The organism is Aquabacterium sp. (genome assembly GCF_041915145.1).
Taxonomy (GTDB): Bacteria; Pseudomonadota; Gammaproteobacteria; order Burkholderiales; family Burkholderiaceae_C; genus Aquabacterium.
The window spans coordinates 16,332-28,209 of sequence record NZ_JAYSBZ010000045.1; the positions used below are offsets into that span (position 1 = coordinate 16,332).

General features: G+C 62.5%; 10 protein-coding genes and 1 tRNA gene. 3 read left to right on the forward strand and 8 right to left on the reverse strand.

Translation table 11 applies throughout. The annotated features are described in order from the left end of the window. Positions 1–108 precede the first annotated feature (108 nt). The 4 genes from frr to rpsB form a co-directional block, all read right to left on the reverse strand. The gene (gene frr / locus ACE3SS_RS09740) at positions 109–669 is read right to left on the reverse strand and encodes a ribosome recycling factor (RefSeq protein WP_374593369.1); all 561 of its coding nucleotides are present in this window, start codon (positions 667–669) and stop codon (positions 109–111) included. 11 nt (positions 670–680) lie between these two features. Continuing rightward, positions 681–1,391, reverse strand: a complete 711-nt coding sequence (pyrH, locus tag ACE3SS_RS09745) for a UMP kinase (RefSeq protein ID WP_374593371.1) — start codon at positions 1,389–1,391, stop codon at positions 681–683. Positions 1,392–1,472: 81 nt separating this feature from the next. Then, entirely contained in the window at positions 1,473–2,369 is an 897-nt protein-coding gene (gene tsf / locus ACE3SS_RS09750; RefSeq protein WP_374593373.1) for a translation elongation factor Ts, read from the reverse strand. Positions 2,370–2,475: 106 nt separating this feature from the next. After that, positions 2,476–3,219, reverse strand: a complete 744-nt coding sequence (gene rpsB / locus ACE3SS_RS09755) for a 30S ribosomal protein S2 (protein ID WP_374593374.1) — start codon at positions 3,217–3,219, stop codon at positions 2,476–2,478. A gap of 297 nt (positions 3,220–3,516) precedes the next feature. Between rpsB and ACE3SS_RS09760 the strand changes: the two genes are divergently transcribed. Together ACE3SS_RS09760 and ACE3SS_RS09765 are read left to right on the forward strand one after the other, a co-directional pair. After that, on the forward strand, positions 3,517–4,860 hold the full coding sequence (locus ACE3SS_RS09760) for an FAD-dependent oxidoreductase (protein WP_374593376.1): 1,344 nt from the start codon (positions 3,517–3,519) through the stop codon (positions 4,858–4,860). 17 nt (positions 4,861–4,877) lie between these two features. After that, positions 4,878–6,446, forward strand: coding sequence for an NAD(P)H-hydrate dehydratase (locus ACE3SS_RS09765; protein WP_374593378.1), 1,569 nt, complete (start codon positions 4,878–4,880; stop codon positions 6,444–6,446). Positions 6,447–6,504: 58 nt separating this feature from the next. On the opposite strand, the gene rnr is transcribed toward ACE3SS_RS09765, so the two are convergent. Beyond that, complete coding sequence (gene rnr, locus ACE3SS_RS09770) at positions 6,505–8,760, reverse strand: ribonuclease R (protein WP_374593385.1); 2,256 nt, start codon at positions 8,758–8,760, stop codon at positions 6,505–6,507. A 96-nt stretch (positions 8,761–8,856) separates the two neighbouring features. Here rnr and ACE3SS_RS09775 point away from each other — a divergent pair. Then, positions 8,857–8,941, forward strand: a tRNA-Leu gene (locus ACE3SS_RS09775). A 194-nt stretch (positions 8,942–9,135) separates the two neighbouring features. Here the strand turns inward: ACE3SS_RS09775 and ACE3SS_RS09780 are convergent. The 3 genes from ACE3SS_RS09780 to ACE3SS_RS09790 all read right to left on the reverse strand — a co-directional run. Further along, positions 9,136–9,657: a phosphoribosyltransferase gene (locus tag ACE3SS_RS09780; protein ID WP_374593380.1), complete on the reverse strand. Its 522-nt coding sequence runs from the start codon at positions 9,655–9,657 to the stop codon at positions 9,136–9,138. An 84-nt stretch (positions 9,658–9,741) separates the two neighbouring features. Further along, a complete protein-coding gene (locus ACE3SS_RS09785) occupies positions 9,742–11,088 on the reverse strand; it encodes an adenylosuccinate synthase (protein ID WP_374593382.1) in 1,347 nt (448 codons plus the stop codon). A gap of 44 nt (positions 11,089–11,132) precedes the next feature. Beyond that, positions 11,133–11,878: ATP phosphoribosyltransferase regulatory subunit (locus ACE3SS_RS09790; protein ID WP_374593384.1), on the reverse strand; the 746-nt coding region annotated here is incomplete at its 5' end.

Genomic DNA, 11,878 nt, shown 5'->3' on the forward strand with positions numbered 1-11,878 from the left:
AAAACGCAGCCGGAGGCCCGCAGGCCTCCGTGCTTCATGTTGAAACCGCCTTTGCACACACCTTGATACCCAACATCTGAAGCAGGTGCGGCGTGTCGGCCTGAGCGATCAAACCGCCAGAATCTCGGTTTCTTTGCTTTGAACCAATTTGTCGATCTCGGCGATGGTCTTGTCGGTAAGCTTCTGGATATCACCTTCCGAGCGACGCTCGTCGTCCTCGGTGATCTCCTTGTCCTTGAGCAGACGCTTGGCATGCTCATTGGCGTCGCGACGCAGGTTGCGCACCGCCACCTTGGCGTCTTCGCCAGCACTGCGCACGACCTTGGTGAGCTCCTTGCGGCGCTCTTCGGTCAGCGGCGGCATCGGCACGCGCAGCAGATCGCCTTGAGCCGCCGGATTCAAGCCCAGATCGGACTCGCGGATGGCTTTCTCGATCTTGGCTCCCATGCCCTTTTCCCAGGGCTGAACGCCAATGGTGCGCGCATCGATCAGGGTGAGGTTCGCCACTTGGCTGAGCGGCACCATCGAACCGTAGTACTCGACATGCACCTGATCCAGGATGCCGGGGTGAGCGCGACCCGTGCGGATCTTGGCCAATTCGTTCTTGAACGCCTCGATCGACTTGTGCATCTTGTCGTCGGCGATCTTTTTGATGTCTGCAATGCTCATCTCAAATTTCCTCAAACGTGGACCAGCGTACCTTCGTCTTCACCCAGCACCACGCGCTTGAGCGCACCGGGCTTGAAGATACTGAACACCTTGATCGGCAGCTTCTGATCGCGGCACAGGGCAAACGCGGCGGCGTCCAGCACCTCCAGCTTCTTGATCAGCGCTTCATCAAACGTGATGCTGCTGTAGCGCGTGGCACTCGGATCCTTCTTGGGGTCGGCAGTGTAGACGCCGTCCACCTTGGTGGCCTTGAGCATGATTTCAGCGCCGATTTCAGCGCCACGCAAGGCAGCAGCGGTGTCGGTGGTGAAGAACGGGTTGCCCGTTCCAGCCGCGAAGATGACGACCTTGCCTTCTTCAAGATATTGCAAGGCCTTCGGGCGAACGTAAGACTCCACCACCTGCTCGATGCTGAGGGCCGACATCACGCGTGCGGTCATGCCCTCTTGGCGCATGGTGTCGGACAGCGCCAGCGCATTCATCACCGTGGCCAACATGCCCATGTAGTCGGCCGTGGCACGGTCCATGCCCACCGAGCCCCCCGCGACACCGCGGAAGATGTTCCCCCCGCCGATCACCACCGCCACCTCGCAGCCCAGTTGCGTGATCTCCTGCACCTCGCGAACCATGCGCACGATGGTGGCCCGGTTGATGCCGTAGGCGTCATCGCCCATCAAGGCTTCACCCGAGAGTTTGAGCAGGATGCGTTTGTACGCCGGCATGCGAAGGACTCCTGGTTACGTTGTCGTGTTGATCTGGTGCGGAGCCGCCCCGAAGGCGGATCCTGGCTGTATCAAGACGCCTTACTGGCCCTTGGCAGCAGCCATCGTGGCAGCCACTTCTGCCGCGAAGTCGTCCTGCTTCTTCTCGATGCCTTCGCCGACCACGAACATCGTGAACGACTTGACCGCGGTGTTGGCCGACTTCAGGTATTGCTCGACGGTCTGCTTGCCGTCGGCAGCCTTCACGAAGACCTGGTTGAACAACGAGACCTCCTTCAGGTACTTCTGCACCGCGCCTTCGATCATCTTGGTGGCGATGTCAGCCGGCTTGCCCGACTCGGCAGCCTTGGCCGTGGCGACATTGCGCTCGGTCTCGATCAGAGCGGCGGGCACGTCAGCCGAAGTCAGCGCCACCGGCTTCATGGCGGCCACGTGCATGGCCACGTCCTTGGCCGCCACATCGCTGCCGTCGAACTCGACCAGCACACCGATGCGCGCACCGTGCAGGTACGACGCCAGCTTGCCGCCACCGGCGTAGCGCTTGAAGCGACGGATGGTCATGTTCTCGCCGATCTTGCCGATCAGACCCTTGCGGACCTCTTCAACGGTCGGACCGAAGCCGTCTTGCGACAGAGGCAACTCACCCACGGCAGCCACGTCAGCGGGGTTGTTCTTGGCAATCAGTTCAGCCACCGACTTGGCAAACGCCAGGAACGATTCGTTCTTGGACACGAAATCGGTTTCGCAGTTGATTTCAACCAGGGCAGCGGTCGTGCCGTCCACGGCGGACGAAACCACGCCTTCGGCCGTCACGCGGGACGCAGCCTTCGAAGCCTTGCTGCCCAGCTTGACACGCAGAATCTCTTCAGCCTTGGCCATGTCGCCATCGGCTTCGGTCAGGGCTTTCTTGCACTCCATCATGGGAGCGTCGGTCTTGGCACGCAGGTCGGCGACCATGCTGGCGGTGATTGCAGGCATCTCGTTCTCCGTATGTTGACAGGCCGCCACGCAGCGGCCTCAATTTCAAATCGATATTGAAAAAAAGGGGCTGAATCAGCCCCTTCGGTCGTGGGCCGAAGCCAGATCAAGCAGCTTCGCTGACTTCAACGAATTCATCGTCGCCACCAGCGGCTTGCACGACTTCATTGACGGCGTTGGCCTTGCCTTCGAGCACGGCATCAGCCATGGCGCGGGCATACAGGGTCACAGCCTTCGACGAGTCGTCGTTACCAGGGATCACGTAGTCGATACCCACCGGCGAGTGATTGGTGTCCACCACGCCGATCACGGGGATGCCCAGCTTCTGCGCTTCGGCGATGGCAATCTTGTGATAGCCGACGTCGATCACGAAAATGGCGTCCGGCAACGCGTTCATGTCTTGAATGCCGCCGATATCCTTCTCGAGCTTGGTCAGTTCGCGCTGGAACACCAGAGCTTCTTTCTTGCTCAGATGGTCCAGACCGGCCTCGACCTGGGCTTGCATTTCTTTCAGCTTCTTCAGCGAGCCCTTGACGGTCTTGAAGTTGGTCAACATGCCACCCAGCCAGCGCTGGTCAACGAAGGGCATGCCGGCGCGCTTGGCTTCTTCGGCGATGGTTTCGCGAGCCTGGCGCTTGGTGCCGACCATCAGGATGGTGCCGCGACGAGCAGCCAACTGGCGCACGAACTTTTGAGCTTCCTCGAACAGCGGGGCCGTCTTTTCGAGGTTGATGATGTGGATCTTGTTGCGATGGCCGAAGATATACGGGGCCATCTTGGGGTTCCAGAAGCGGGTTTGGTGACCAAAGTGGACGCCGGCTTCCAGCATGTCGCGCATCGAGTAGGGCATGTAAGCTCCAAAGGTTGTGTCTAAAATCCAGCCTGAATCACCTACGAATCGACACGCTTGTTGCACATTCGCACGAATGGCGACAGGCAAACAAGAAGTCGATTCTTGAGGCGACACCTTTTGGCGGCCGGGTTTGCGGGTTTTGTTTGTCGGCTCGATCTGAGGTTTTCAGTTCCGGACAAACCCCGAAATTCTAGCACGTTATATGCACCCTGCGCCTCACTTCGCGGCCAGACCGGCGAGCGCGCCGCACTTGGCAGCACTTTGCCATCGTGAGCCCCTACGAACGGAGATTCCATGCGGATCGCGGTGATAGGGGCCGGCATCGTCGGCGTCACCACCGCCTACGAATTAACCCAAGACGGACACGAGGTGCACGTGTTCGACCGCTGCAGCAGCATCGCGGCAGAGAGCAGCTTCGCCAACACGGGCGTGGTGGCGCCAGGTTACGTTTCACCACTGGCCACGCCCGGCTTGCCCCGCTTGCTGCTCAAGCAAATGCTCCAGGGCTCGCCGGCTTTGAGACTGCGCCCGGGCATCGATGCCTCAGCTTGGCGCTGGCTGTGGCACACCTGGCGGGCCTGCCAACCGGCTACCTACCGCGCCAACCGCGGAGCACTGGTCCATCTGACCCAACACAGCCAGCAACGGTTGACCGACATCACCCGGCACCTGAAGCTGGACTTCGAACAAGCCCAAGGTCTGCTCGTGCTGCTGCGCGATGACGACACGCTGGAGCACGCCCGGCGCAGCCTGCCGCTGCTGCAGGAGCTCGGCATCGATGTGCGTGAGATACCGACCAGCGACGCGCAAAGCCACGAGCCCGGCCTGTGCCCGGGCACCGCGCTCAAGGCGGTCTGGCAGCTCCCCCATAGCCTGATCGGCAACTGCCGCCAGGTCGCCCACCTGCTGAAGGACGCCGCCGAGGCCCGTGGGGCCAGTTTCCACTTTGGCGTTGAAGTGCTGAACGTGGCCGGCGGCGGCCGCCCCAGCGTCACCACGCGTCCCAGCACCCAGGCCGATCGCGCCAGCGCGCTGTCACTGAGTCCGAGCTCCCGCACCGGCGCCGACGACGCCAGCAACGAGCCCCGCGAACACCGCTTCGATGCCGTGGTGTTGTGCGCCGGCGCCGACTCGGCGCGACTGCTGGCTGCGGTCGGACTGCATCTGCCGCTGCAACCGATTTACGGCTACGCGGTCTCGGCTCCGGTGCGCGACCCCGAACGGGCACCGGTGTCGGCAGTGATTGACGAGCGCTACCGCGTCACGATTGCCCGCCTGGGCAACCGCATTCGCGTGGCGGGTTGTGCCGAGCTCGGCGGCGACCCCGATCACCACCGCCCCGGCGCCATCGCCACACTCCATCGCGTCTTGAACGAGTGGTTCCCGGGCGCGGCACAGCCCGGTCAACATCAGATCTGGAAAGGCGCCCGCCCCATGTTGCCGGACGGCCCGCCCCTCATCGGCCCCGGCCCGCAACCCGGTCTGTGGCTCAATCTGGGTCACGGCGCCAGTGGCTGGGCCCTGAGTTGCGGCAGCGCGCAGGTGCTTGCCGATCTGATCGCGCAACGGTCGCCCGCCGTCGACGTGAGCCGCTTCCGCATAGGGCGCTGGCACGACACGTTGGCCGCCGAGTCATAAAGCGGTATGGTCTGAAAATGAAGCTGCTTGACGATTGTCCGGAACCTGCCATCCAACGCATCCTGCCAGCTTCGCGCGCGTCGGCTGCCCATCCGCTGCATGACGTCGAAGCCAGTCGCCTGATCGAGCAAGCGGCAACCGCTGCACTGCCGCCGCATGCCTTGATGCGCCGAGCGGGTCGTGCCGTGGCACGCCTGGCGCTGGCGGTGGCACCACACGCACAGCGCATCTGGGTCGTCGCAGGCCCCGGCAACAATGGGGGAGACGGCCTGGATGCCGCCATTCACTTGCACCAGGCCGGCAAGACCGTGCATGTCAGCCTGCTGGCGGACTCTGCTCGCCTACCGGCAGATGCGGCCGACGCCCTGCAGCGCGCCCGCAACGCGGGCGTGCCGATCTCGACCCCGTTGTCGGACGGCGCCGAGGACTGGCTACCGTGGCCCGATTCCCTCGGCGCGCACGACCTGGTCATAGACGCCCTGCTCGGCCTTGGCTCGCGGCGCGCTCCCGCAGGCATGCTTGGCGAAGCAGTCAACCGAATCAATCATTGCTCAGCCATCGTGCTGGCTGTGGATCTGCCCACCGGTCTTGACGCCGACGCAGGCTGGCTGGATATCCCTGACACTGCATCTCGCTGCGTTCGCGCCGACCACACCCTGAGCCTGCTCACGCTCAAACCCGGACTTTTCACTGCCAACGGCCGCGACGTCGCCGGAACGATTTGGCTGTGCGATCTCGGCCTGACACCTCTTGCACTCGACATCGCAGCGCGGCATGCCCCCATTGAGCTGATTGGCGCTCCACCAGCAACCGCGCGCCAACATGCGCAACACAAAGGCAGCTTCGGCAGCGTGGTGGTGGTAGGCGGCGCTCACGGCATGACCGGAGCCGCCCTGCTGGCGGCGCGCACCGCCCTGCGCGTCGGCGCCGGCCGGGTCTACGTGCAATGGCTGGATGCCGTCGCACCGCTGGCTGTCGATCCCTTGGCGCCCGATCTGATGCTGCATCACACCATCGACTGGCACGCCCCCAGCGCGGCGGACTACACCGTCGTGGCGGGATGCGGCGGGGGGCTCGCCATACGAGAAGTGCTTCCGCTGCTGCTGAGCCGCGCCCGACGCCTGGTGCTGGATGCGGACGCCCTCAATGCCGTGGCCAGCGACAGCATTCTCCAGGCCCTGCTGACGCAGCGGCGCAACCGCGGCTGGCAGACTGTGCTGACCCCCCATCCGCTCGAAGCTGCGCGACTGTTGAGCATCAGCGCCGCCGACGTGCAGACCGACCGACTGTCGCACGCTCGATCTCTGGCGCAACGCACTGGCAGCATCGTGGTGCTCAAAGGATCTGGCACCGTGGTTCAAGAACCAGACGGCCCTGTGCACATCAACCCCACCGGCAATGCCAGTCTCGGCACCGCAGGAACGGGCGATGTGTTGGCCGGGTGGATTGGCGGCCTCTGGGCCCAAGCGGGCAACGCCGCGGCCGCCGCGTGCCAAGCCGTCTACCTGCACGGCCTCCGCGCGGACGAATGGCAGGCCGAGCGTGCCGGCCGACTCACGGCAACAGCACTGGCCGCATCGATCTGACAAAGCCATCCGTGGCGCAGACATCGACGATGCGAACACCCCTCGTCGATGCGGCCAGCTACATGCGACGCTTGGTCGTGCGCCCCGCTGACTGCTGAGCCTTGACCTTCTTGCCTGCCGCCGCGCCGCTGGCTTTGCGGCTCGGCCGGCCCTCCGCCTTGCCGGCGCGTGCCGCAGCCTTGATCTCCCGATCAGCCAGCTGTACCGCAGCCAATTCGTCTTGCGCCGACTGCGACTTGCTGCCACGTTCGACTCGCCGGTCTTTTCCTGACCGCGAAACGCCGCGCTCTTCGCCTTCGCGCACCAAACGGAAATCGATCTTGCGACTGTCCAGATCCACGCGGCTGACCTGCACCCGCAAGCGCGCGCCAACGGCATAGCGCACCCCAGACCGCTCACCGCGCAACTCTTGTCGAGCCTCGTCAAACCGGTAGTACTCCCCCCCCAGTTCCGTGATGTGCACCAACCCCTCGACGTAAAGACCATCGAGTTGCACGAACAAACCGAACGAGGTGACGGCACTCACCGTGCCCGCGTATTCCTCACCCAAACGCTCGCGCATGAACATGCACTTGAGCCAGGCCTCGACGTCACGCGAGGCCTCATCGGCACGACGCTCATTGGCGCTGCAATGCAAACCGGCAGACTCCCACCCGACCAGATCACCCACCGAGACCTTGCCAGACTTGCCGGCAGCGATCTTTGCTCCTTTGGCCGTCTTGCCCCCCTTGACGGGCAACTTGCTGGGTTCCACGTTGGGCGGCTGAATCTGATAGCGCCCCTTGCCGAGCAAGGCCTTGATGACACGGTGCACGAGCAAGTCGGGGTAGCGCCGAATCGGGCTGGTGAAGTGCGTGTAGGCCTCGTAAGCCAGACCAAAGTGCCCGCTGTTGGCCGGCGTGTAGATGGCCTGCTGCATGGAGCGCAGCAACATCATGTGGATCTGCGCCGCGTCGGGGCGGTCCTTGGTGGCGTGCGCCAGCGCCTGGAACTCGCCCGGCTTGGGTTCGTCGCTGATGCTCAACCCCAAACCCAACGCCTTCAGGTAAGCCTGCAGCACAGCCTTGCGCTCCGGCGTGGGGCCCTCGTGCACACGATACAAGGAAGGATGCTTGCCGCGCTGGATGAAATCCGCAGCACAGACGTTTGCCGCCAGCATGGCCTCCTCGATCAAGCGGTGCGCCTCGGTACGAACGCGCGGCACGATCTTGTCGATGCGGCCATTGTCGTCGCACACGATCTGTGTTTCGGTGGTGTTGAAATCGATGGCCCCGCGCTGCTCGCGCGATTTGAGCAAGATGCGATACACATCATGCAGATTCAGCAAATCGGGCACCAGATTGGCAAAGCGCGTGGCCTCTGTCCCCCGCGTGTTTGCCAAGATCGCCGCCACCTCGGTGTAGGTGAAGCGCGCATGCGAGCAGATCACTGCTGGGTAGAACTGATAGGCATGGATCTCGCCTGCCGCGTTGATCATCATGTCGCAGACCATCGACAGACGCTCGACCAGCGGGTTCAGCGAACACAAGCCGTTCGACAGCTTCTCCGGCAGCATGGGGATGACGCGCCGCGGGAAGTACACCGACGTGGCTCGCTCGTAGGCGTCATGATCCAGCGACTCGCCGGGCCTCACGTAGTGGCTCACGTCCGCGATCGCCACCAGCAGGCGCCAACCTTTGCCCCGCCCCACCTTGGTCGGCGTGCAATACACCGCGTCATCGAAATCGCGGGCATCTTCACCATCGATGGTGACTAGCGGCACATCGGTCAGATCGATGCGGTGCTTGCGATCAGCCGCGCGCAATTTGTCAGGCAACTTGGCAGCCTGGACCAGCGTCTCGGGCGAGAAGCGATGCGGCACCTCGTATTTGCGCACCGCGATCTCGATCTCCATGCCGGGGTCGTCTACCTCACCCAAGACCTCGGTCACGCGCCCCACGGGCTGCGCGTACAAGGACGGCGTCTCGGTCAACTCCACGGCCACCACCTGACCAGCCTTTGCACCGGCCGCGCCCTTGCCTGGGATCAGGATGTCCTGCCCGTAACGCTTGTCTTCCGGGGCGCAGATCCACGCGCCCCCTTCGTGCAACAGTCGCCCGATGATGGGTGCCTTGCGACGCTCGAGAATCTCGATCACGCGTCCTTCCGGACGATTGCGGCGGTCATAGCGAATCACGCGCACCTTTACTCGATCTCGGTGAAGCACTGCGCGCATTTCCTGGGGCGACAGGTAGATGTCGGCCTCGCCCGGGCCACGCAGCACAAAGCCGTGCCCGTCACGATGACCTTGCACGACACCTTCGAGTTCACCCATCAACGGGGCTTCTAGTTTCACGGGGGTTGCGTTCTTCAATTTTTTGCTGTTAGAATGATTGTCTTCGGTAATCACCGAGCCTGAACAACCTGAATTGCCCAGGTGGCGGAATTGGTAGACGCACTAGTTTCAGGTACTAGCGAGTAACATCGTGGAGGTTCGAGTCCTCTCCTGGGCACCAAAGATCAAAGCCACATGCGTATGCATGTGGCTTTTTTCTTTGTGGCGAACAAAAACAGCCGCAATCAATGCGGCCACTGCGGTTTGGACCGCGAGGCTTGCAGCCCCTTGGCCATTCCAGCTAAATGCGGTGATATCAATGCTCAACAAGGTGTTGCTAGTTTGGCTTGTTGAGCCATTGTGTCAACCTGAATCTCAAATCGCGAACTTGCGTGCCAGACCTTCAGGGCGCAACGCGTCGTAATCTTCAAACGGTTGATGAATCCACGGACTCGTGGGTAGCATTTCGACATAGTAATCCGGCGTGTACGAAGACACTCCCTTCACCCACAAGACAGCCGACCTCAACTCCGCGATGGCTGACATGCCGCGCAGACGTTCGACCACCGCACTCAAGGTAACACCCGAGTCGGCCAGATCATCCACCAGCAACACTCGACCCGCCAGCTCGCCTTTTGGCAAGGTGATGTACTTGGCCATATCTAGCCGCCCCTGGATCGTGCCGCCCTCGGCACGGTAAGAGCTGATCGACATGATTCCCAACGGTCTGTCGAACACACGCGACAAGACGTCACCCGGTCGCAGCCCCCCGCGAGCCAGGCAGAGTATCTGGTCGAACGCCCAACCTGAGTGGTACACCTTCAGAGCCAGCTTCTCGATCAAGAGATGGTATTCATCCCAAGACACGTACAGGTGCTTGCCATCATCCGTCAGCATGGAGAGCCTCTATTTCCGAGCGCGTCATGCGGGAGCGCGTCGATTTGAAAGAAATCATGAGACGTGCTCTCGCCTCGGCTGCGTTCATATTGCGTAAGGATGCCGCAACAAGATCGTGTGATCACGATCCGGCCCGGTCGAAACCATATCGATCGGCGCACCGATCAAATCCTGCACGCGCTGCAGATAGCGACGAGCATTCAGCGGCAATTGATCCCACTGCGTCAGGCCGGCCGTTGTTTCCGTCCAGCCTGGGTAAATTTCATAAATCGGCTTGCACTCTACGATTTCATCAGCATCAAGCGGCAGGATGTCGATGCGTTCGCCATGCAGTTCGTAGCCTACGGCAACCTTGATCTCGCTCAGCCCGTCGAGCACGTCGAGCTTGGTCAGGCACAGGCCCGAAACACCGTTGATGAGAACAGCTCGCTTCAATGCCGCCGCGTCCAGCCAGCCGCAACGTCGCGCCCGCCCGGTCACCGTTCCTCGCTCCATTCCGATGGTGGACAAGTGATGCCCGATCGTGCCCGGCTCATCGATGGGCAACTCGGTCGGGAACGGCCCACTGCCAACCCGCGTCGTGTAAGCCTTGGTGATACCCAGGATGTAATGCAGCTTGTCCGGGCCAACGCCCGACCCTGCCGCCGCATTGCCTGCCACGCAATTGCTGGATGTCACGTACGGATAGGTGCCGTGATCGATGTCGAGCAGTGTGCCTTGTGCGCCCTCGAACAGCATGTTGCCGCCGCGACGGTTGGTCGCGTCGATCATCACGCCGCAGTCGGCCATCATGGGCTTGATCTGCTCGGCCACCTTCATGGCCTGATCGAAGATCGGCTGGAATTCAAGCGGCCCGGCCTTCAAGAAGCCTTCAAGCACATAGTTATGCAAGGCCAGCAGCTCACGCAGCTTCTTGGCAAAACGCTCGGGGTGTTTGAGATCTTGCACGCGCAATGCGCGTCGCGCCACCTTGTCTTCGTATGCCGGCCCGATGCCCTTGCCGGTCGTGCCGATCTTGCCGGCGCCGCTCGACTCGCGTTGAGCCTCACGTGCCCGGTCGACCTCAACGTGGAAAGGCAGGATCAGCGGGCACGACTCGCTGACGAACAACCGCGAGCGAACCTCCAGGCCGGCAGCTTCCAGGCGCTCGATCTCGCTCAAGAGATGGAGCGGATCTACCACCACGCCGTTGCCGATGTAGCACGCCACCCCATCGCGCATGATGCCGGACGGAATCAGCTGCAACGCCGTCTTCTTACCCTTGATCACCAAGGTGTGACCTGCGTTGTGACCACCTTGAAAACGCGCCACACCGGCGGCGTGATCGGTGAGCCAGTCGACGACTTTGCCCTTGCCTTCGTCGCCCCATTGGGTCCCGACGACAACCACGTTACGGCCAGATGCGGCCCCCGCAACGGATGGAGTTTGCATGTTTGAGTCCTGTATCGGAAATCGAAGACGACGGAGCGCGGCGATCAAAGCGCGCGCACCGTCCACTGCCCGCTGATCAGGGTCAGTTCCCGGTCGCAGGCGAATTCCTGCACTTCGTGTTCATGCCCGGGCAGCATGCACACCACGGTTTCACCCTGTTCACGTAGCTGCCGCACGGCAGCGCACAACAGAGCATCATCCCCCCAAGGCGCACGAATGGCGGGCTTGGGTATACCGATCGGCAAACGCTCAACCAGCGCCTTCAGATCAAGGCTGAAACCCACCGCCGGGCGATTGCGCCCAAACACAGCGCCGACTTCATCGTATCGACCGCCTCGCACCAGGGCATCGCTGTAGCCCGGCGCATAGATGGCGAAACGTGCGCCGCTGTAATACGCATACCCACTCAGGTCAGCCAGGTCAAATCCAATCTGAACCTCGGGGTACGCCTTCTGCACGTGCGCGATCAGCCAGCCGAGATCCACCAAGGCCTGCTGGATAAGCGGATGCGATGGCAACGCTGGCTGCACGGCCGCCAAGCCGTCGGCCGAGCCATACAACGACATCAGCTTGGTCAACGCAGCGAGAGTCTGAGCGGGCACAACATCCGACAAGGCAGCCAAGGCAGACGCGTCCTTGGCGGACAAGGCCGCACTCAAGTCAGCGAGTCGCGCTGCGTCCAGCCGAACACCGTCCAGCAAGCCACGCAAGATGCGGGCGTCGGCAAGATCGAGCGTCACACGCTTGAGCCCGGCACGCTGCATGCCTTCCAAGGCCAGCTCCAGCACTT

Coding starts and splice junctions, on each gene's coding strand:
- ACE3SS_RS09765 (WP_374593378.1), top strand. CDS start 4,878: ATGAAGCTGCTTGACGATTGTCCGGAACCTGCCATCCAACGCATCCTG.
- ACE3SS_RS09785 (WP_374593382.1), bottom strand. CDS start 11,088: ATGCAAACTCCATCCGTTGCGGGGGCCGCATCTGGCCGTAACGTGGTT.
- tsf (WP_374593373.1), bottom strand. CDS start 2,369: ATGCCTGCAATCACCGCCAGCATGGTCGCCGACCTGCGTGCCAAGACC.
- frr (WP_374593369.1), bottom strand. CDS start 669: ATGAGCATTGCAGACATCAAAAAGATCGCCGACGACAAGATGCACAAG.
- ACE3SS_RS09760 (WP_374593376.1), top strand. CDS start 3,517: ATGCGGATCGCGGTGATAGGGGCCGGCATCGTCGGCGTCACCACCGCC.
- pyrH (WP_374593371.1), bottom strand. CDS start 1,391: ATGCCGGCGTACAAACGCATCCTGCTCAAACTCTCGGGTGAAGCCTTG.
- ACE3SS_RS09780 (WP_374593380.1), bottom strand. CDS start 9,657: ATGCTGACGGATGATGGCAAGCACCTGTACGTGTCTTGGGATGAATAC.
- rpsB (WP_374593374.1), bottom strand. CDS start 3,219: ATGCCCTACTCGATGCGCGACATGCTGGAAGCCGGCGTCCACTTTGGT.
- rnr (WP_374593385.1), bottom strand. CDS start 8,760: ATGGGTGAACTCGAAGGTGTCGTGCAAGGTCATCGTGACGGGCACGGC.